Below are 20,544 nucleotides of genomic sequence, written 5' to 3' on the forward strand. Positions count from 1 at the left end.
GGCCCGGGGCTCGGCTGAGCGGGCGTCAGCTCGTCGTGGCCGACGCCGTCGCGGTGGCCGACTTGCAGCTGGGCTGCTTGGCCATGGCCTGGCCGACCTCGCCCTCCTCCAGGGCCCGCAGCGCGACGTTGCCGCTCCTGCCGAGCTTGTCCAGCTCGGCGGCGATGTCCTTCAGGCCGTCGGCGAACTTGGCCTGGTCCTTGGTGTCGAGGGCCTCGACCTGCTTCTTCAGATCGGCGTAGGAGGTGGACAGGCCGTTGAGCTCGGCGACGGCGTCCTTCTGCTTCTTCTCGCCGTCCTCGACGTCGGGTGCCCCGGCCTTCTGCACGGCGCTGCCCATCGCCCGGTAGGCGTCGGACATGTCCTGGAAGGCCTTGGCGTCGGCCGACTGGACCTCCTGCGGTGTGCTGTTGTCCGAGGTCTCCTTCTGGATCGAGGCGTTGGCGGCCTCGATCTTCCTGGCCTGCGGCTGTACGGAGTCGCAGACGTCCTTGGCCCAGGAGTTCAGCTTGTCGCTGTTGTCGTCGCCGCCGCATCCGCTCAGCGCCAGTACCAGTACCGCACCGCCGGACAGTGCGGCCGCGAGCTTCTTGTTCACCGGTTTGGTCCCTTCCATGACTTCCGGCCCCGGAACATACACGCCATCCGGGCGACACTCGCGTGACCAACGTCCGGTATGACCATTCTTGCAGCCATTTGCACCAAGCGAGATAAGCCTCACGGCGCGCACCGGCGGACGGGGCGCATACGCGAGGCGCGGGCGTACCGCGTGCCAATGCACGCGGTACGCCCGCGCCTTGAGCCGGTCCCTCGCGCCCGGCCCGTTCGGGAGACCGCCGGCGGACCGCCTGAGGCCTACGAAACCACCGCCGGATCCGGCGATTTGGGTTCCTGGTCGGCGTCGCCCTCGCCGTCCACCGCGATGCCCCGCCGCTTGGAGACGTAGACCGCCGAGACGATGACGGCCAGCGAGACCACCGCGATCAGCACCCGTACGGCGACGTTCTCGTCGGCGCCGTACGAGAACTTGATCACCGCGGGGGCGATCAGCAGCGCGACCAGGTTCATCACCTTCAGCAGCGGGTTGATCGCCGGGCCCGCGGTGTCCTTGAACGGGTCGCCGACCGTGTCGCCGATGACGGTCGCGGCATGCGCCTCGCTGCCCTTGCCGCCGTGGTGGCCGTCCTCGACCAGCTTCTTGGCGTTGTCCCAGGCGCCGCCGGAATTGGCCAGGAACACCGCCATCAGCGTGCCGGCGCCGATCGCACCCGCCAGGAACGCCCCGAGCGCGCCCACACCGAGCGTGAACCCGATGAAGACGGGCGCCAGGACGGCCAGCAGACCCGGCGTGGCCAGCTCGCGCAGCGCGTCCCTGGTGCAGATGTCGACGACCTTGCCGTACTCCGGCTTCTCGCTGTAGTCCATGATCCCGGGCCGCTCCCGGAACTGCCGCCGCACCTCGAGGACCACCGATCCCGCCGACCGCGACACCGCGTTGATCGCCAGCCCCGAGAAGAGGAAGACGACCGCCGCGCCCGCGACCAGCCCGACCAGGTTGTTGGGCTGGGAGATGTCCATCATGAGGCTCATCGGCGCGCCCTCGCCGCTGAGCCGCTCGCCCACCTCTCTGGCGCCGGTGGTGATGGCGTCGCGGTACGACCCGAACAGCGCCGCCGCGGCGAGGACCGCCGTGGCGATCGCGATGCCCTTGGTGATGGCCTTGGTGGTGTTGCCGACGGCGTCCAGGTTGGTGAGGACCTGCGCGCCCTCGCCCTCGACGTCGCCGGACATCTCGGCGATGCCCTGCGCGTTGTCGGAGACCGGCCCGAAGGTGTCCATGGCGACGATCACCCCGACCGTGGTGAGCAGACCGGTGCCGGCCAGCGCCACCGCGAACAGCGCCAGCATGATCGACGTACCGCCGAGCAGGAACGCTCCGTACACACCGAGCCCGATCAGCAGGGCTGTGTACACGGCCGACTCCAGGCCGATGGAGATGCCGGCGAGGACCACGGTGGCGGGTCCGGTCAGCGAGGTCTTGCCGATGTCCTTGACTGGCCGGCGGGTGGTCTCGGTGAAGTAGCCGGTGAGCTGCTGGATCAGGGCCGCCATCACGATGCCGATCGCCACCGCGACGAGTGCGAGGATGCGGGGGTCGCCGCTCTTGCCGGCGATCGCCGCGTCGGTGACACCGTCGAGTTCGGAGTACCTGCCGGGGAGGTAGACGAAGACGGCCACCGCCACCAGCACCAGCGAGATCACCGCGGAGATGAAGAACCCGCGGTTGATCGCGGTCATGCCGCTGCGGTCGGCGCGGCGCGGCGCCACCGCGAAGATCCCGATCATCGCCGTGACCACGCCGATCGCCGGAACCAGCAGCGGGAACGCCAGCCCGGAGTCGCCGAAGGCCACCTTGCCGAGGATCAGCGCGGCCACCAGGGTCACGGCGTACGACTCGAAGAGGTCGGCCGCCATGCCCGCGCAGTCTCCGACGTTGTCGCCCACATTGTCGGCGATGGTCGCGGCATTGCGCGGATCGTCCTCCGGGATGCCCTGCTCGACCTTGCCGACCAGGTCGGCGCCGACGTCGGCGGCCTTGGTGAAGATGCCACCGCCGACCCTCATGAACATCGCGATCAACGCCGCGCCGAGACCGAAGCCCTCCAGCACCTTCGGCGCGTCGGCCGCGTAGACCAGCACCACGCAGGAGGCGCCCAGCAGACCGAGCCCCACCGTGAACATGCCGACCACGCCGCCCGTGCGAAATGCGATCTTCATCGCTCTGTGCGAAACGAGGGTGAGATCCTTTTTCGGCTCACCCTCCGCCGGTGTCGCCTCCCGCGCCGCCGCGGCGACGCGCACATTGCTGCGCACGGCCAGCCACATGCCGATATAGCCGGTGGCCGCCGAGAACGCCGCGCCGATCAGGAAGAACACGGATCGTCCGGCCCGCTGATTCCAGTCGTCCGCGGGCAGCAGCATGAGCAGGAAGAACACGACCACGGCGAAAACACCGAGCGTGCGCAGCTGCCGGGCCAGATAGGCGTTCGCGCCTTCCTGGACGGCCGCCGCGATCTTCTTCATGCTGTCGGTTCCCTCGCCCGCCGCGAGCACCTGGCGCACCAGGATGCCCGCGACCACCAGCGCGGCCAGCGCCACGGCGGCGATGACCACCACGATGGCTCGGTTGCCGTCGGTCAGCACCGCAGCTGCGAAGATCGAGGGGTCGCCCAACTGATGAGGGTCCAACTGAGGGGTAGAAAGCCCCGCCATTCGTCCTCCTTGACGCTTGGGCTGAGCTCAAGATGTGGACGGGATTGTAGGTAACCGGAACCTGATCAAAACAGTGCGCGACAAATGGAATTGGCCTGTCAAGCAGAAAGCTGTAATACCTCAAAAGCATTGGGCTCGATCAGGTGACCGTGATCCATTTTACGGTGGGGCTGATCGTGAATTCATTCACTTGTCGTCCGCACGCACCCACTGTATGCGTGACCTGCTGTTTCCGCACATGACAAAGGGCCCTACGAGGTAGGGCCCTTCGAGTGACGGGGGTGTCAGGGCATCGGCACGATCGGGGGCGTGGTCGGCCAGGTCATACGGATCAGCCCGCCGCCCTCGGTGGCGGAGACCTCCACGTCGTCGACGAGCCCGCTGATGACCGCGAGGCCCATCTCGTCCTCCTCGGCCTCCGCGTCGTCGCCGGCTCCAGAGGCGCCGCCCCCGGGCATGGCGTGCGGTGCCTCGTCGCCGACCTCGATGGAGAACTGCTTCTCGTCCTCGGTCAGCGCCACCTTGACCGGCGCCGTGATGCCCCCGCTCTGGTGCAGCCCGACGGCCCGGGTGCAGGCCTCACCGACGGCGAGCCTGACCTCGTCGAGGACGGCCTCGTCCACTCCGGCCCTGCGCGCCACCGCGGCCGCCACGAGACGGGCGGTGCGGACGTGCTCGGGCAGCGCGCTGAAGCGGAGTTCGACGGTGGCCATGCATCCCCCTCTGAGCTACGGGCGTGCTGTCGGGGGGGCCGGGCCGCCGAAAGCCCGGCCCCCTCCGGTTCGACTCGGCGTCCCGGGCCCGCCGGGCCCGGGATCGGTGCCGGTCGTCAGTCGGTGGCCGCCACCGCTTCCTCGACCGAGGTGTGGATCGGGAACACCTTGGTGAGGCCGGTGATACGGAAGATCTTGAGAATACGCTCCTGGTTGCAGACCAGGCGCAGCGAGCCCTCGTGGGCTCGCACCCGCTTCAGGCCGCCGACCAGCACGCCGAGCCCGGTGGAGTCGAGGAAGTCCACGCCCTCCATGTCGACGACGAGATGAAAACTCCCGTCGTTCACCAGCTCGACCAGCTGCTCGCGCAGCTTGGGCGCGGTGTATACGTCAATTTCGCCACCGACCTCGACGACCGTGCGATCGCCGACGGTACGGGTCGACAGGGACAGGTCCACGGATCCTCCAGCACCTTGCTATCGAGCGGTCGCCCCTCGGGACACCTCGGCTTGGAGCCCCCGGGACGGTTCGCCAGCCGCGATGGCATTCAATCACTTACCGGCAGGCGTGCACGACGCCTTCCTCCCATTGTCCGTCACGCCAGTGACACACTCGATGCCGATGGCCAAGAATCACCGATCCGATCGACCCTCGACGGACCCCGTTTCCCGGACGGAACCGCGCACGATACTGGACCGGCTCACCGCGGGGCCGAGCCGGGCGTCGCGCATCACTCATACGGAGCACTTGCCCCCGCGTGAGGGTCGCCATGCCGTCTGGCCGGACCGGATTCGGCCGGAGGTCGTCGCGGCGGTCCGGGCCGCGGGGATCACCGACCCCTGGGCCCACCAGGCGCAGGCCGCCGAGCACGCCCTGGACGGCGAGTCGGTGGTCGTCGCCACCGGCACCGCCTCCGGCAAGTCCCTGGCCTATCTGGTGCCGGTCCTGTCCACCCTGCTGGACGGCGCCGAGGCCCCGAACGGGCGCGGCGCCACCGCCCTCTACCTGGCTCCGACCAAGGCGCTCGCCGCCGACCAGTGCCGTTCGGTGAAGGATCTTTCACAGCCGCTCGGCGCGTCGGTGCGCGCCGCGGTCCACGACGGCGACACACCGTTCGAGGAACGGGAGTGGATCCGTCAGTACGCCAACTACGTGCTGACCAACCCGGACATGCTGCACCGCGGCATCCTCCCCTCCCACCCCCGCTGGTCCTCCTTCCTCAAGGCGCTGAGGTACGTCGTCATCGACGAGTGCCACACCTACCGAGGCGTCTTCGGCTCCCATGTCGCCCAGGTACTGCGCAGACTGCGCCGGCTCTGCGCCCACTACGGCACCTCGCCGGTGTTCCTGCTGGCCTCCGCCACCGCCGCCGAGCCCGCGGTCGCCGCCCGCCGGCTCACCGGCCTGCCGGTCGCGGAGGTCGCGGACGACGCCTCACCTCGCGGCGAACTGGTGTTCGCACTCTGGGAGCCGCCACTGACCGAACTGGAGGGCGAGAAGGGCGCGCCCGTCCGGCGCACGGCCACCGCCGAGACCGCCGACCTGCTCACCGACCTCACGGTGCAGGGCATGCGCTCGATCGCGTTCGTCCGCTCCCGGCGCGGCGCCGAGCTGATCTCGGTGATCGCCCAGGAGCGCCTGGCCGAGGTGGACCGGTCGCTCGCCCGGCGTGTCGCGGCCTACCGCGGCGGCTATCTGCCCGAGGAGCGCCGCGCGCTGGAAGGCGCCCTGCACTCCGGCGAACTCCTCGGTCTCGCGGCGACCAACGCCCTCGAACTCGGCGTCGACATCTCCGGCCTGGACGCGGTGGTGATCTCCGGCTATCCCGGCACGCGGGCGTCCCTGTGGCAGCAGGCGGGGCGGGCGGGGCGCGCCGGGCAGGGGGCGCTGGCCGTGCTCGTGGCACGGGATGATCCCCTGGACACCTTCCTCGTCCATCATCCGCAGGCGCTGTTCGACCAACCGGTGGAATCGACCGTCCTCGACCCCGACAACCCGTACGTCCTCGCCCCCCATCTGTGCGCGGCAGCGGCAGAGCTGCCGCTCACCGACGAGGACCTGAAGCTGTTCGGTCCCGCCTGCGGGGAACTGCTCCCCCAGTTGGAGTCCGCCAAGCTGCTGCGTCGCCGCACCCGGGCCTGGCACTGGACGCGCCGGGAGCGCGCCGCCGACCTCACCGACATCCGCGGCGAGGGCGGCCGACCGGTACAGGTCGTCGAGTCCGGCACCGGCCGGCTGCTGGGCACGGTCGACGCCGGAGCCGCCCACACGACGGTCCACGAGGGCGCCGTGCACCTGCACCAGGGGCGCACCTATCTGGTGCGGTCGCTCGACCTGGACGACGCGGTCGCCCTGGTGGAACAGGCCAGTCCGCCGTACTCGACGGTCGCCCGCGACACCACGTCCATCTCCGTCCTCGACACCGACGTCGAGATCCCCTGGGGCGACGGACGCCTGTGCTACGGCTCCGTCGAGGTCACCAACCAAGTGGTCTCCTTCCTGCGCCGGCGCCTCATCACCGGCGAGGTGCTGGGCGAGACGAAGCTCGACCTCCCTCCCCGGACGCTGCGTACCCGTGCGGTCTGGTGGACGGTCACCGAGGACCAGCTGGACGACGCCCGGATCGGCCCGGAGATCCTCGGCGGCGCCCTGCACGCCGCCGAGCACGCGTCGATCGGCATGCTGCCGCTGTTCGCCACCTGCGACCGCTGGGACATCGGCGGTGTCTCGGTGCCGCTGCACCCCGACACGCTGCTGCCGACGGTCTTCGTCTACGACGGTCACCCGGGCGGCGCGGGCTTCGCCGAGCGCGCTTTCCACACGGCCCGCGACTGGCTCGCCGCCACCCGCGAGGCCATCGCGTCCTGCGAGTGCGACGCCGGCTGCCCGTCCTGCATCCAGTCCCCCAAGTGCGGCAACGGCAACGACCCGCTGCACAAGAGGGGCGCGGTGCGGCTGCTCACCGTCCTGCTACGAGGTGCTCCGCCGGCCGTGGGGCGAGGGCCGACGGGGGAACCGCAACCCGCGGGCCAAGAACCGCCTCGGGAGCCGCAGCCCGCGGATCAAGGGCGGGCGGAGGAACCCCCTGCCGGACCAGCGGACCGGACGCAGGTACTGCGGACCGCGGGGCGACACCCTGCGCACGGACCGCGGGCCGGATCGCCGGAGGAACCGACACCGAACCCGCAGGGCGGATCAGCGGACCCGGCGTAAGTCCCGCCCACCCCGAAGCGACCCCCTGCGCACGGACCACGGGCCGGGGCGGTGGAACCGGCAGGGGAGGAACCCCCTCCGGTGGGCCCGCCCGGGCCCTGACCTCGGCCGCGAACGGCCCCGCCCCCGACGCGGCCGTCACGTCCACGATCCGCCCGGTGAGCGCGCAGCGCAGCAGCCGGGTGCCCTGCGCCCTCGCCACCCCGCCCGCCAGCGCACAGGCCTCCGGCCCGCCCCGGGACCAGTGGTCGGCCGCCGCCAAGGCCGCGAGATCCGCACCGGCGGCCGCTCGATGCCGGGCCACGACGGCCTGCCCCAGGGCCAGGACCACGCCGAACACGACGCACAGCACGGCGACGGCACCGACGCTCCAGACGGTGGCGGAACCCCGGTCGGCGACCGCCCGGCCGCAGCTGCCGCCCTTCATGAGCCCGGCTCCTTCGTGCCCTCCACCGACGCCACGGCCTCCTCCCGCACCTCGAACGGCAGCCCGTGCAGCAGCGGCGGCCCGGCGACGACGACCACCCTGACCCGGTCCGCCTCCCGGCCGACCCGGACCGACGCGCCGGGCGGCGCCGCCGCGCGGGCTATCGCCACGACCGCCTCGGCGGGATCCTGACGGGCCGCCGCGCGGGCGCCCGCCCGGGCCGCGTCCACACACTGGATCTGCGCGGCCACCACCAGCAGGCACCACACCAGCGCCATCGCGAACATCACCAGCACCGGCAGCACCACTGCCGTCTCCGCCGTCACGAACCCCCGGTCGCGCCGCACACCCAGGTCGCGCTCACATCCGGGCATTGAGTGCCTGCTGCACGATGCTCTGCAGTTCCGCGCTGACCGCGCCGCTCGTCAGCACCTTGTAGAGGACCACGGCGAACGCCACCGCCGCGACGATGCCCATCGCGTACTCCGACGTGACCATCCCGGTGTCCCGCCGCGTCGCACGCAGCCTTGCCCGTACCACCTGACACATGTCAACCCCCGTAAGGATCGGTTCCGTTGCTTGCCTGCTCGACTGCTCACTGCTTCTCGTCCGGTCCGACGAACCGTCTGCTATCGACCACCCCCGCCCAACGCCCCGCCCGCCAGGCCGATCACCACGGGCAGCACGCCGACGGCGATGAACGCGGGGAGGAAGCACAGCCCCACCGGCGCGGTGACCACGACGGCCGCGCGCCGCGCCCTCTCCGTCGTGGCGCGAGCCCGGTCGGCCCGGGCCTGCGCCGCGAGCCGCCCGACCGGTCCGGCGGCGGGCAGCCCCGAGACATCGGCCCGTTCCAGCAGCCGCGCCAGCCCCGCGGCTCCGGGGAGAGCGGCCAGGGTGCGCCAGGCCCCGCCCGGTTCACCTCCGAGCCGCACCTCGGCCGCGCCGTGCGCCAGCGCCTCGCCGACAGGGCCGCCGAGGGCGTCGCCCACGGCCCTGGCCGCGACCACCGGGCTCGCTCCCGCCGCGATGCAGGCCGCCAGCAGATCCGCCGCCAGCGGCAGTTGGCGGGCTGCTGCGGCACCGTCGGCGCCCGCTGCCGGCGTGGCAGCCGCCTTCGCTCCGCCGGACGCGCGGCGCAGTCGCAGGTGCCGGAGCACCATGGCGACGACCACGCCCGCCACGACCCCGCTGCCGCCGCCGACCAGCACCCACACCGCGCACACCGTGCCCAGCGGGGGAAGCGAGCCGCGCACGGCGCGCCGCATGTCGACACGCGGTGCGGCACTCACCCGTGCCGAACCGAGCAGGTCGGCGAGCCGCCGCCGTACTCTGCGCCCGCTGCGCGCGGCCTGCAGCCACCGCGCGGCCCACCAGGCGCCCAGCGCGGCCCCCAGGACCGGTCCCGCGACCACCCCCAGGCTGTGGACGGCGTCGCCGTTCATGCGGTCGCCTCCGCTCCGCGCACGATCCGCATCGCCCACCACAGCCCCAGCGCCTCCAGCACCCCGCCGGCCAGCAGACAGCCCAGCCCCGCCCCGGTGTGCAGGAGCACGTGCAGCGGATCGGCTCCCATGGCGACACCGAGGAGGAGCCCCAGGGCCGGCAGGCCGGCGAGCATCACCGCCGTGGCCCGAGCGCCGGCCAACTGGGCACGGAGGTCCAGCCGTTGGTCCCGCTCGGCGCGCAGCGCGCCCTCCAGCCGGTCGAGGCCGTCCGCGAGACCCGCACCCTGGTCGACGGCCACCCGCCAGCAGGCCGCGAGGCCACGCAGGCCCTCCGCCCCCGGCTCCCGGGCCGCCGCCGCAAACGCGCCGGGCACGTCACCGGCGAACCGGGCCGCCGCCAGCACCGTGGCCCGGACTTCACCGAGCCCGTCGGACTCCCGCGCGGCCCACACCAGCGCCTCCCCCGGCTGCCGTCCCGCCCGCACCTCCCCCGCGAGCTCCGAGCACAGCGCGATCACCGCGTCCCGGCGGCGCTCCCGCTCCCGACGCGCCCGCGCGGCCAGCCGTACCCGCCGCAGCACCGGCACCCCGACCGCCCCCGCGACGACCGGCACCACCGAAGCGGCCAGCAGAGCCAGCACCAGACCGCCTGCCAGCGACCACCACTCGGGCAGCAGCCGCCCGCGCATCCACCGCAGGACGTCCGCCGTCCAGCGGACCGTCGGCGGACCGGTGCCCACCGTCCCACCGCCCGCGAACAGCAGCCGCACCCGCCGCGCCCCGGAGTACCGGCCTCCGGTCAGCCATGCCGCCGCCCCGAGGCACGCCACGGCCGCGCCGACCGACAGCTCCCCCGCCAGCTCATGCGTCGTCCCTGTCATCCAGCACCTCCATGCTCGTCGCCGGTCCGTGTTCACGCCCGGCTCCGTGCTCGTCGCCTGTCCCCGTGCTCATCGCCGATCGCCTCTGCATGGCCCGCCCCGCCGTCGGCTCCGCCCCGGCACCCGCACGCCTCGTGCCTCTCACTTCCTCCTCCGCTCCGCCCGGTTCCTCCAGGGCACCTACCGCCTCGTCCCGCCCCGCACAGCCGCTCCGCAGCAGCGCCCGCAGCCGCTCCCAGCCGTGCTCGGCGACGAACGCCTCCGCGCCCCAGCGCAGCGCCGGAACCGTGTGCACCAGCCCTGACGGGTCCCGCTGGAGCACATGGACCTCGGCGATCCGGCGGCGTCCCACCCGGTCCCGCACCAGATGCACCACCACCGACAGCGCCGCCGCCAACTGACTGTGCAGGGCGGCCCGGTCGAGTCCGGCGGCCGTGCCGAGCGCTTCCAGCCGGGCGGGCACATCCGCGGCGGCATTGGCGTGCACCGTCCCGCAGCCGCCCTCGTGGCCGGTGTTGAGGGCTGCGAGAAGATCGACTACCTCAAGCCCCCGTACCTCGCCGACGACCAGCCGGTCCGGCCGCATCCGCAGCGCCTGCCGCACCAGGTCCTCCAGGGTCACCAGGCCGGCCCCCTCCTGGTTGGCGGGTCTGGCCTCCAGCCGCACGACATGCGGGTGATCCGGCCGCAACTCCGCGGAGTCCTCGGCGAGCACGATCCGCTCCCCCGGGCCGACCGCCCCGAGCAGCGCACTCAGCAGGGTCGTCTTGCCGCTGCCGGTGCCGCCGCTGACGAGGAACGACAGCCGTGCCCGCACCAGCGCCCGCAGTACCCGGTCACCGCCCGGCGGCACCGTGCCCGCCGCGACCAGTTCGCCGAGGGTGAAGGCGCGCGGCCGGACCACCCGCAGCGACAGACATGTACAGCCGACCGCGACGGGCGGCAGCACGGCGTGCAGCCGTGTGCCGTCGGGCAGCCGGGCGTCCACCCAGGGCCGGGCGTCGTCGAGGCGGCGCCCGGCCACCGCGGCGAGGCGCTGCGCCAGTCGCCGTACCGCCTCCGCGTCCGCGAACGACACCGACGTCAGCCTCAGGCCGCCGCCGCGGTCCACCCAGACCCGGTCCGGAGCCGACACCAGTACGTCGGTCACCGAGGGGTCGGCCAGCAAGGGTTCCAGCGGGCCGCTGCCCACCAGCTCGGAGCGCAACTGCCGGGCGGCACCGAGGATCTCGGCATCCCCCAGCACCCGCCCCTGCTCACGCAGCGCCTGTGCCACGCGCGCCGGCGTCGGCTCCGCCCCGCTCTCGGCAAGCCACCGCCGCACACCGTCGAGCATCCCGGCCGGGATCACCGCATGGCCCGCGTGGCCCGCCCGGCCCCCGGCCCCTTCGACCGCTTCGGCGCTCACCGCCGACCACCTCGCTCCCCGCTCCCGAACCACGTCCCCGCCGGCGCCGGCCGTGCCCCGGCCGCCGTCACTGCCGCCCCCGCCGCCATCGGCCGCGTCCCCGCCGCCATCGCCTCCCGCGTCCACCACCGCTCCGGCACCTCACCGCACCCCCGACTCCACCAGCGCCCGCTCCCAGAACTCCCGGCAGAAGCGGGCCAGTGGTCCGCGCCCGGTCGCGGCCGGGGGCTGTTCGGCCTCGGTCGCCCGGAGCAGTCCGGATTCGACCGGGACCTCACCGGCCAGAGGCAGTCCGAGCAGCCGGGCCGTCTCACGGTCGTCGAGTCCGGGTGCGTACGGCCCGCGTGCGGCGATCCGCAGATCCCGCAGGACCATGCCGACGGCGGACGCCACCCGGCCGGCCGCCGCGACGGCCCGCAGTTCGCCGGGGACCACGAGAAGGCCGACATCGAGCTGGGAGAGGATCTCGGCGACCCCGTCGTCGATCCGGCGCGGCAGGTCGACGACGACCGTGCCGCCCCGTCGCCGGGCCGCGGCGAGCACCGCGCGGACGGCCTGCGGCGGCACGGCGACGCAGTCGCCGCGGTCCCAGCTGAGCACCCGCAGCGAGTGCAGCTCGGGCAGCGACTCCTCCAGCGCTCCGCCCCCGACCCGCCCACGGGAGGCGGCGAACGCCGGCCACCGCAGTCCGTCGGTCGTCTCGCCGCCGAGGACCACGTCGAGTCCGCCGCCGAGTGGATCGGCGTCCACCAGCAGGGTGCGCAGCCCTTCGCGGGCGGAGGTGACGGCGAGCGCGCAGGCCAGTGTGGAGGCACCGGCGCCGCCCCGGCCTCCGATGACGCCGACGGTGAGGGCGGGCCGGCCGACGCCCTCGGCGACGTCGGCGATCCGGTCGACCAGCCACTGCTCGCCGTCGGGCAGCATCAGGACGTGGTCGGCGCCGATCTCGACGGCCCGTTGCCAGATCCCGGAGTCGTCCTGGTCCCGGCCGACCAGCACCACGCCTCGTCTGCGGGTCGCCCCGCGCACGCGGTGCACGGCGTCGTCGCCGACCAGGACGAGCGGTGCGGCCTCCCAACCGCCCCGGCGTTCGGGCAGCGAGGAGCACACCTCGGGTGTGGCCCCCGCCGCCGCGCAGAGCCGCAGCAGGTCGTCGAGGAGATCGACGTCCTCGGTGACGATCAGCGGTGCGGCCGGCCTGCCTCCCGCGGCGGGCGGTGGGTCGGGTGTGACGGTTCCGGTCATGGACTGCATCCCCCTCGGCGGTGTCTCGTGTGAAGAACCGGCAACCGGTCTCCATATGAACGGCCGACCAAAACCGGCCATACGCGTCCGACAAACGGAACCGCCCCGGAACTTCGGCGCGGCCGGGACGCGTGGGAATCACGGTGCAGTGATCCGGAAAATCGTGTGGATCTTGGTCGAAAACTGTGGACAACTCGGTGATTGTGAATATCGCCGTCACCCATACCGGTGAGCCGCACCCCACCCGTGTACGACTTCCGCAGTGCAGTCCGACGGCTACGCACAGTCAGCGATCATGGGCAGGGAGCGAGCCGTCTCCCGGACTTCCGGGACCGGGGCACAAGCAGCGCAGAACCGAGAAGAACCCGCCCGGACATGCGACGACCCCCGCCGGGGGGGAGAGCGGGGGTCGTCTCCACGGCCGACTCGGGGGGGGGAGGAGTCGGACCGGGTTAGCACGGTCGCGAACGATCCGTGACTTCCATGGTGTACCCGAGAGCCCTCTCAGGCAAACCCACGCGCCCCACCTTACGCCGAATGGGCTGCGCCTATGCTTCGGGGCGTGGAAAACCACTCGTTGCCCCGCACAGCGGCCTTCTTTGATCTGGACAAGACGGTCATTGCGAAGTCGAGCACGCTGACGTTCAGCAAGTCCTTCTACCAAGGCGGCCTGATCAACCGCAGGGCCGTCCTGCGGACCGCATACATCCAGTTCGTCTTCCTCGTGGGCGGCGCCGACCACGACCAGATGGAGCGGATGCGCACATACCTGTCCGCACTGTGCCGCGGCTGGAACGTCCAGCAGGTCAAGGACCTCGTCGCCGAGACGCTGCACGACCTGATCGACCCGATCATCTACGACGAGGCCGCCTCCCTCATCGAGGAGCACCACACCGCCGGCCGCGACGTCGTGATCGTCTCCACGTCCGGCGCCGAGGTCGTGGAGCCGATCGGCGAACTGCTCGGCGCGGACCGCGTGGTCGCCACCCGCATGGTCGTGGGCGACGACGGCTGCTTCACCGGAGAGGTGGAGTACTACGCGTACGGCCCGACCAAGGCGGAGGCGATCCGCGAGCTGGCCGCGTCCGAGGGGTACGACCTGGCCCGCTGCTACGCCTACAGCGACTCGGTGACCGATCTGCCGATGCTGGAGTCCGTGGGCCACCCGCACGCCGTGAACGCGGACCGTGCACTGCGCCGCGAGGCTCACGCGCGCGAGTGGCCGGTTCTCGACTTCCACCGGCCGGTCCGGCTCAAGCAGCGGATCCCGACGTTCTCGGTTCCGGCGCGTCCGGCGCTGATCGCCGCCGCCGCGATAGGCGCCGCGGCGGCCACCGCGGGGCTCGTCTGGTACGCCGGCCGCCGCCGAGCCACAACTGCCTGACCTGCAGTGATCAATGATTCATCACGATTGCACTGTTTGAACCCAAAAGTAAAGAAGTATGGGCAGGACTTCCGCTGGCCCTGACCCTGGAGTACAAAGGAGTCAACGGCCCGCGAGACCAAGGACATCCGAGAGGATCACCTTAAGTACGCACATTGGCCCCACGGACCGAGCATGGACATTGGGCACCCACGCGACGTCGACCCGTCGATTACGGGCCAGCCGCACCAGGTGACGGGCAAAGCAACCCGACCTGATGGGCATATATCCGAGGACGCTTGGTAACCCGGTGCGCATGCCAGCGGCGGTACGAGTTCTCGTACCGCCGCATTCTGCTGCGCTGCCGCCGCGCCACTCCGTGGGCTGCCGAGCCGCTATGCCGCCCCGCGCTGCAGCGCCTCGCACACCGCCGTCGACTCCCGCGCACCCAGGGCGACCGCTTTGCCGCAGTGGGCGATCCAGGCCGTCATGCCTTCGGGAGTGCCGGAGACATAGCCGTCCAGGGCGGCCAGATAGGCGGCCCTGCCCAGTTCCGCGTGGCCGGCCTCCGCCGGGCAGACGGACTTCGGGTCGAGTCCACTGCCGACCAGCACGATCCGTTCGGCCGCGCGCGCGACCAGGCCGTTGTGGGAGGCGAAGGGGCGCAGCGCCAGCAGTTCGCCGTGCACCACGGCCGCCGTCACCAGCGCCGGAGCCGAACTGCCCGCGAGGATCAGCTCGGCCAGGCCGTCGAGCCGGCCGTGCGCCTCCTCGGCGTTCGGCAGCGGGAGTTCCACCAGCGGCTCGTCGACCTGCTCCCCGGCCCGCCGCGGACGCCCGATCTCGTCGGCCCGGCCCGCCGCGGACACCAGGTGCAGCCGGGCGAGCACCCGGAGGGGCGACTGCCGCCAGATCGAGAGCAGTTGCCCGGCCTCCGCGGTCAGCCGCAGGGCCGCGCCGATCGCGCGTGCCTCGTCGTCACCGCTGAAGTCGGAGCGCCGCCGCACCTCCTCCAGAGCCCAGTCGGCGCCGGACAGCGCCGCCGAGCCGCGGGCGCCGCGCAGCGCCGCCTCGGAGGTGATCTCGTTGCTGCGGCGGCGCATGACCCGGTGCCCGTAGACCCGGTCCACGGCCTTGCGCACGGACTCCACGGACTCGGCCACGCCGGGCAGTGCGCCCAGGGCCGCGAGCGGATCGGCGGTCGCACCTGTCGTACTCATGGGTACGACCCTACGCACCGGGCAGCCCCGCCCCACGAAGGAGTGGTCTTCTTCACGCCCGTGCGCCACACACGGCTATGCCGTCACTACGCTTGGTGAACATGAAAATTGCTTTCGTCGGGAAGGGCGGCAGCGGCAAGACCACCCTGTCCTCCCTGTTCGTCCGCCATCTCGCCGCCACCGGTGCACCCGCGCTGGCCGTCGATGCCGACATCAACCAGCACCTGGGCGCCGCACTCGGGCTCGACGAGCAGGAGGCCGCCGGGCTCCCCGCGATGGGCGAGCACCTGCCGCTGATCAAGGACTATCTACGCGGCGACAACCCGCGCATCGCCTCCACCGAGACGATGATCAAGACCACGCCGCCCGGGGAGGGCTCGCGGCTGCTGCGGGTGTGCGAGGACAACCCCGTCTACGACGCCTGCGCCCGGCAGGTGGAACTCGACGACGGCGCGGTCCGTTTGATGGTCACCGGGCCCTTCACGGACGCCGACCTGGGAGTCGCCTGCTACCACTCCAAGACGGGAGCGGTGGAGCTGTACCTCAACCACCTGGTGGACGGGCGTGACGAGTACGTCGTGGTCGACATGACGGCGGGTTCGGACTCGTTCGCCTCCGGCATGTTCACCCGATTCGACATCACGTTCCTCGTGGCCGAGCCGACCCGTAAGGGAGTGTCCGTCTATCGCCAGTACAAGGAGTACGCCCACGACTTCGGCGTCACCCTGAAGGTGGTCGGCAACAAGGTGCAGGGGCCCGACGATCTCGACTTCCTCCGCTCCGAGATCGGCGAGGACCTGCTCGTGACCGTCGGGCACTCGGACTGGGTACGCGCCATGGAGAAGGGCCGCCCGCCCCGGTTCGCGCTGCTGGAGGACGCCAACCGGCGGGCGCTGCGCCTGCTGCGGACGGCCGCCGATGTGACGTACGGCCTGCGGGACTGGGAGCGTTACACGCGCCAGATGGTGCACTTCCACCTGAGGAACGCCCAGAGCTGGGGCAACGAACGCACCGGGGCCGACCTGGCGGCTCAGGTCGACCCCGGATTCGTCCTCGGCGAGGGCGTGGTCACACCCGCGTGACGGCCGGTGCCGGGCCGGCCCGGCACCGGCGCTGACCCGGCCCCGGCGCTGACCCGGTGCCGGCTAACCCTTGGCGGCCGGAGCCCCGGGCACGCCCTTGGGCGCCGGAGCCGGCCCGGCCGACAGGAACGACGCCCAGCCCCGCTCAGGGGCCTCGCCGACCTTGAGCGTGCGCAGCTTCTTCAGCGTCTTGGGGTCCTGGGCGTCCAGCCAGTCCACGAGCTGCCGGAAGGAGACACAGCGCACGTCGTCCTTGGTGCACACCCCTTCGATGACCTCCTCGACGGCGCGCATGTACGTGCCGCCGTTCCAGGACTCGAAGTGGTTGCCGATGATCAGGGGCGCGCGGTTGCCGTCGTAGGCGCGGTAGAAGCCCTGGAGCAGCCCGTCGCGCATCTGGTCGCCCCAGAGGGCGTGCTTGGCCGGGTCTCCCTGGGTGGTGGTCCCCGACTGGCCCACCATGAAGTTGTAGTCCATGGTGAGCTGTTCGTAGCTGTGCCCGGGGAACGGGACCAGCTGCATCGACACGTCCCACAGGCCGTGCTTCTTCTTCGGCCAGACCTGGTCGTTGACGCCGCTGCTGTCATAGCGGAATCCCATGTCGGCGGCAGCCCTCATGAAGTTCTCCTGGCCCTCCAGACACGGGGTGCGGGCGCCGATCAGCTCCTTCTCGTAGTCGAAGGGCAGCGGCGCCGCGTTCTTCGTCCCGGTGTTGGTCTTCCAGGTCTTCACGAAGCGCTTGGCCTGAGTGATCTCGTCCTTCCACTCCGCCACCGACCACTCGCCGACCCCGCCGCCCTCGCCGCAGAAGTGGCCGTTGAAGTGCGTGCCGATCTCGTTGCCCTCCAGCCACGCCAGACGCAGCTGCTCGACGGTGTCGGCGATGCCTTGCGCGTCGTTGAAGCCGATGTCGGACCTGCCCGGCGAGTGCTGCGGCGGGCGGTACAGATCCCGTTTCTCCTCCGGCAGCAGATACACGCCGCTGAGGAAGTACGTCATGGTGGCGTCGTTCTCCTCGGCCACCCGACGGAAGTGTGAGAACAGCTTCTGGCTGTCCTCTCCTGCACCGTCCCAGGAGAACACCACGAACTGCGGGGGCTTCTGCCCCGGCTCGAGACGTTCGGGCTTCGGCAGACGGGGCTGCGCCCCGGTGTACGCGGTGGAACCGTCTCCGATCAGCCGCACGGCACTCCGAGGCGCCGGGGCCTCCTTCGCTCGCTGCGAGCCGTGCGCACTCGCCCCGGAATCCTCCGTGCCGATTCCGCAGCCGGCGAGCGATGCGGCGCAGACCGCGGCGATCGCGGTGCCCGCGGCGATCCTGTGGGTGGCGGCCATCTTCCGCCCACCTTCTTCCTTCTCTCGGGCCAACGCTGTCGAGGGCGATGTCGGGTGCTGTGCCGGGAGGGCCGTCAGCGCCGCCAAGTTCGCACGGGTCCGAGAAGGAATTAGTACGACAAGCCGATGAAATAACTCCTTCACTCGTTTGAGCAGAGCGTTAGGCCATTTGCAGGGATAATCTATGCCCGCCCTTTACTCTGCATTACGATCCATTTACTGAGCGTGGTCAGCGCATCGCATTCATGAGCGACTCGTCCTGTCGCCCTCATGAGCGAGTCGTCTCACGCCGCTGCATCCCGCCGCTGTACGCCGTGACCCACGGCCGCGACCGCCCCCACGCCGGGCGACCCCCACGACCGCGACCGCGCAGCCCCGGAGGAGACGGGAAACATGTCCGCCTGCGTCCCCACCCGTGCCGACGACACCGCCCCGGCCCATCACGTCGACCCACCGCACAGGCCACCGCGCCGCGGTCCCCGCCGCTTCCGCGTCGCGGGGGCCGATGTGTCGGCCTCGATCGCTGTCTTCCTGATCGCACTGCCCCTGTCCCTGGGCATCGCCCTCGCCACCGGCGCCCCCCTCCAGGCCGGTCTGGTCGCCGCCGCCGTGGGCGGGATCGTCGCCGGCCGGCTCGGCGGCTGCCCGCTCCAGGTCAGCGGGCCCGCCGCCGGTCTCACGGTGGTCACCGCCGACCTCATCCAGCAGTACGGATGGCGGGCCACCTGTGCCATCACCGTCCTCGCGGGCATCGCCCAGCTCGGCCTGGGCTGCCTGCGCGTGGCGCGTACCGCACTGGCCGTCAGCCCCGCCATCGTGCACGGCATGCTCGCCGGGATCGGTGTCACCATCGCCGTCGCCCAGTTGCACATCGTCCTCGGCGGCACCCCGCAGAGCTCCGTCCCCGACAATCTGCGCGCGCTGCCCGCCCAGTTGGCCGATCTGCGACCGGCCGCCGTGTCGGTGAGCGCGCTCACTCTGGCCCTGCTGCTGCTCTGGCCCCGGCTGCCCGGCCGGACAGGAGACGTGCTCCGCAAGGTCCCGGCCGCGCTGGTCGCCGTCGCCGGATCCACCGCGGTGGCCGCCGTCGTCGGGCTGCGGCTGCCCAAGGTCGACCTGCCCTCCTGGAGCAGCCACGCCCTGGCCGCACTGCCCGACGGGCCGGTGCTCGGACTGGTCGCCGCCGTCCTCACCATCACGCTGGTGTGCAGCGTGCAGTCCCTGCTCGGCGCCGTCGCCGTGGACAAACTGGTCGCCGCCCGGACCGACCTGCCCGGCCGCGTCGGACGCTCCGACCTCGACCGTGAACTGCTGGGTCAGGGCGCCGCGAACATCGCCTCCGGTTCCCTCGGCGGGCTGCCCATCGCCGGGGTGGCCGTGCGCAGCACGGCGAATGTGAACGCGGGTGCCGTGAGCCGGAACTCCACGATGCTGCACGGCGTTCTGGTAGTAGTCGCCACGCTGCTGATGGTCCCGGCCCTCGAGCTCATCCCGCTCGCCTCGCTCGCCGCCCTGGTCATGGCCGTCGGCATCCAGATGGTGTCGCTGCACCACATTCGCACGGTGACCCGCCACCGTGAGGTGCTGGTGTACGCGGTCACCACCGCAGGCGTGGTGTTCTTCGGCGTCCTGGAGGGCGTCGCCCTGGGTGTCGCCGTCGCCGTCGGGGTCGCCCTGCACCGCCTGACCCGCACCCGCATCACCCACGACGAGAGGGAAGGAGTCCATCACGTACACGTACGAGGCCAGTTGACGTTCCTCGCGGTGCCGCGGCTCAGCCGGGTCCTGCATCTCGTGCCCCAGGGGGCGGACACCGTCGTGGAGCTGGACGGGTCGTTCATGGACCACGCCGCGTTCGAGACGTTGCAGGACTGGCAGAAGACGCACACCGTGCAGGGCGGCTCCGTTGAGATCACCGGACGTCGTCCCGGCACCCGTCTCTCCGAGCCCGACACATCCGGAAGCTGCCGCTGCCGCCCCTGGACGGCATGGCGCAACCACCAGTGCGAGCGCCCCCGGTCCGCGCCGCCCCCGTCCGACGCCATGCCGACCGCGGTGCGGGCGGCCAGCGGGCAGGAACTGGCACGCGGCATCAGCGCGTTCCAGCGCAACACCGCCCCGCTGGTGCGCGGGGAGCTGTCCCGGCTGGCCCGCGAGGGGCAGCGGCCCTCGCAGCTCTTCCTGACCTGTGCGGATTCCCGGCTGGTCACCTCGATGATCACCTCCAGTGGTCCGGGCGACCTCTTCGTGGTGCGCAACGTCGGCAATCTGGTGCCGATGCCCGGTGAGGAGAGCGGCGACGACTCGGTCGCCGCCGCGATCGAGTACGCCGTGGATGTGCTGAAGGTGCGGTCCATCACGGTGTGCGGGCACTCGGGGTGCGGAGCCATGCAGGCGCTGCTCAGCGCCGATCCCTCCGGTGCGCGGACGCCGCTCAAGCGGTGGCTGCGGCATGCGCTGCCCAGCCTGGAGCGGCTGACCGTCGACGACGGCTCCTGGGCCCGGCTGGCCGGGCGCCGGCCCGCCGACGCCGTGGAGCAGCTGTGCCTGACCAACGTGGTCCAGCAGCTGGAGCACCTGCGCGCCCACGACGCCGTGGCCCGGGCCCTGCGCGCGGGCGAGCTGGAGCTGCACGGGATGTACTTCCACGTGGGCGAGGCACAGGCCTATCTGCTCACCGGGATGGAGGGTGACGGGGTGTTCACGGTGGTCCGGGAGGGCGAGGAACCCTGGGAATCCGGGGAGACCGGGGGATCCGGGGAATCCAGAGAGACCGGGGGATCCGGGGAATCCGGGGAGACCGGGGAATCCAGGACGGCGGGGAGCCCGAGCAGCGCTACGGAGTCGGCCGAGCCGGCCCCGACCGAGTAGATGACCCCGGTCGGGTCGGCGCCGCGGAAAACACCGGTGGTCCCGATGGTCCCGGCAGTCCTGGC

Annotated in this window: 16 protein-coding genes and 1 pseudogene; 4 read left to right on the forward strand and 13 right to left on the reverse strand. The window is 71.9% G+C overall.

The annotated features are described in order from the left end of the window. Positions 1 to 25: 25 nt before the first annotated feature. The 4 genes from V5O46_RS12490 to bldG all read right to left on the reverse strand — a co-directional run bounded on the left by V5O46_RS12490 (position 26) and on the right by bldG (position 4,444). Positions 26 to 616: a small secreted protein gene (locus V5O46_RS12490; protein WP_332884626.1), complete on the reverse strand. Its 591-nt coding sequence runs from the start codon at positions 614 to 616 to the stop codon at positions 26 to 28. Between the two features lie 239 nt (positions 617 to 855). Next, a complete protein-coding gene (locus V5O46_RS12495; protein ID WP_332884627.1) occupies positions 856 to 3,273 on the reverse strand; it encodes a sodium-translocating pyrophosphatase in 2,418 nt (805 codons plus the stop codon). 284 nt (positions 3,274 to 3,557) lie between these two features. Further along, positions 3,558 to 3,986: an ATP-binding protein gene (locus V5O46_RS12500; protein ID WP_332884628.1), complete on the reverse strand. Its 429-nt coding sequence runs from the start codon at positions 3,984 to 3,986 to the stop codon at positions 3,558 to 3,560. A gap of 116 nt (positions 3,987 to 4,102) precedes the next feature. Beyond that, positions 4,103 to 4,444 carry an anti-sigma factor antagonist BldG gene (gene bldG / locus V5O46_RS12505; protein WP_003975386.1) on the reverse strand — a complete coding sequence of 114 codons (342 nt, stop codon included), beginning with the start codon at positions 4,442 to 4,444 and terminating at the stop codon, positions 4,103 to 4,105. An 82-nt stretch (positions 4,445 to 4,526) separates the two neighbouring features. On the opposite strand from bldG, the gene V5O46_RS12510 reads away from it, so the two are divergent. Continuing rightward, the gene (locus V5O46_RS12510) at positions 4,527 to 7,199 is read left to right on the forward strand and encodes a DEAD/DEAH box helicase (protein ID WP_332884629.1); all 2,673 of its coding nucleotides are present in this window, start codon (positions 4,527 to 4,529) and stop codon (positions 7,197 to 7,199) included. A 142-nt stretch (positions 7,200 to 7,341) separates the two neighbouring features. Here the strand turns inward: V5O46_RS12510 and V5O46_RS12515 are convergent. The 7 genes and pseudogenes from V5O46_RS12515 to ssd all read right to left on the reverse strand — a co-directional run. Continuing rightward, positions 7,342 to 7,626: pseudogene (locus V5O46_RS12515) on the reverse strand (Rv3654c family TadE-like protein); the annotation flags it as partial. After that, complete coding sequence (locus tag V5O46_RS12520; protein WP_332884630.1) at positions 7,623 to 8,000, reverse strand: TadE family type IV pilus minor pilin; 378 nt, start codon at positions 7,998 to 8,000, stop codon at positions 7,623 to 7,625. The pseudogene V5O46_RS12515 and the gene V5O46_RS12520, both read right to left, overlap by 4 nt. Beyond that, entirely contained in the window at positions 7,987 to 8,175 is a 189-nt protein-coding gene (locus V5O46_RS12525; protein ID WP_332884631.1) for a DUF4244 domain-containing protein, read from the reverse strand. The genes V5O46_RS12520 and V5O46_RS12525 overlap by 14 nt, the downstream gene beginning before the upstream one ends. A gap of 80 nt (positions 8,176 to 8,255) precedes the next feature. After that, a complete protein-coding gene (locus V5O46_RS12530; protein WP_332884632.1) occupies positions 8,256 to 9,071 on the reverse strand; it encodes a type II secretion system F family protein in 816 nt (271 codons plus the stop codon). Further along, the gene (locus V5O46_RS12535; protein ID WP_332884633.1) at positions 9,068 to 9,955 is read right to left on the reverse strand and encodes a type II secretion system F family protein; all 888 of its coding nucleotides are present in this window, start codon (positions 9,953 to 9,955) and stop codon (positions 9,068 to 9,070) included. Before V5O46_RS12535 ends, V5O46_RS12530 begins: the two co-directional genes overlap by 4 nt. Next, positions 9,936 to 11,291: a TadA family conjugal transfer-associated ATPase gene (locus V5O46_RS12540; protein ID WP_332884766.1), complete on the reverse strand. Its 1,356-nt coding sequence runs from the start codon at positions 11,289 to 11,291 to the stop codon at positions 9,936 to 9,938. Before V5O46_RS12540 ends, V5O46_RS12535 begins: the two co-directional genes overlap by 20 nt. Positions 11,292 to 11,504: 213 nt before the next feature. Continuing rightward, complete coding sequence (gene ssd / locus V5O46_RS12545; protein WP_332884634.1) at positions 11,505 to 12,608, reverse strand: septum site-determining protein Ssd; 1,104 nt, start codon at positions 12,606 to 12,608, stop codon at positions 11,505 to 11,507. Between the two features lie 550 nt (positions 12,609 to 13,158). On the opposite strand from ssd, the gene V5O46_RS12550 reads away from it, so the two are divergent. Next, a complete protein-coding gene (locus V5O46_RS12550) occupies positions 13,159 to 13,992 on the forward strand; it encodes an HAD family hydrolase (RefSeq protein ID WP_332884635.1) in 834 nt (277 codons plus the stop codon). A 374-nt stretch (positions 13,993 to 14,366) separates the two neighbouring features. On the opposite strand, the gene V5O46_RS12555 is transcribed toward V5O46_RS12550, so the two are convergent. Continuing rightward, positions 14,367 to 15,191, reverse strand: a complete 825-nt coding sequence (locus tag V5O46_RS12555) for a Fic family protein (RefSeq protein ID WP_332884636.1) — start codon at positions 15,189 to 15,191, stop codon at positions 14,367 to 14,369. Between the two features lie 101 nt (positions 15,192 to 15,292). Here V5O46_RS12555 and V5O46_RS12560 point away from each other — a divergent pair, with 101 nt between their 5' ends. Next, positions 15,293 to 16,273: an ATP-binding protein gene (locus V5O46_RS12560; protein WP_332884637.1), complete on the forward strand. Its 981-nt coding sequence runs from the start codon at positions 15,293 to 15,295 to the stop codon at positions 16,271 to 16,273. Positions 16,274 to 16,336: 63 nt separating this feature from the next. Here the strand turns inward: V5O46_RS12560 and V5O46_RS12565 are convergent, their stop codons facing one another. Then, the gene (locus V5O46_RS12565; protein ID WP_332884638.1) at positions 16,337 to 17,608 is read right to left on the reverse strand and encodes a polysaccharide deacetylase family protein; all 1,272 of its coding nucleotides are present in this window, start codon (positions 17,606 to 17,608) and stop codon (positions 16,337 to 16,339) included. Positions 17,609 to 18,001: 393 nt separating this feature from the next. Here V5O46_RS12565 and V5O46_RS12570 point away from each other — a divergent pair, with 393 nt between their 5' ends. After that, the gene (locus V5O46_RS12570) at positions 18,002 to 20,479 is read left to right on the forward strand and encodes a bifunctional SulP family inorganic anion transporter/carbonic anhydrase (RefSeq protein ID WP_332884639.1); all 2,478 of its coding nucleotides are present in this window, start codon (positions 18,002 to 18,004) and stop codon (positions 20,477 to 20,479) included. Positions 20,480 to 20,544 lie beyond the last annotated feature (65 nt).

Origin of the sequence: Streptomyces poriticola (genome assembly GCF_036689765.1) — a bacterium.
In the GTDB taxonomy this organism is placed as follows: domain Bacteria; phylum Actinomycetota; class Actinomycetes; order Streptomycetales; family Streptomycetaceae; genus Streptomyces; species Streptomyces poriticola.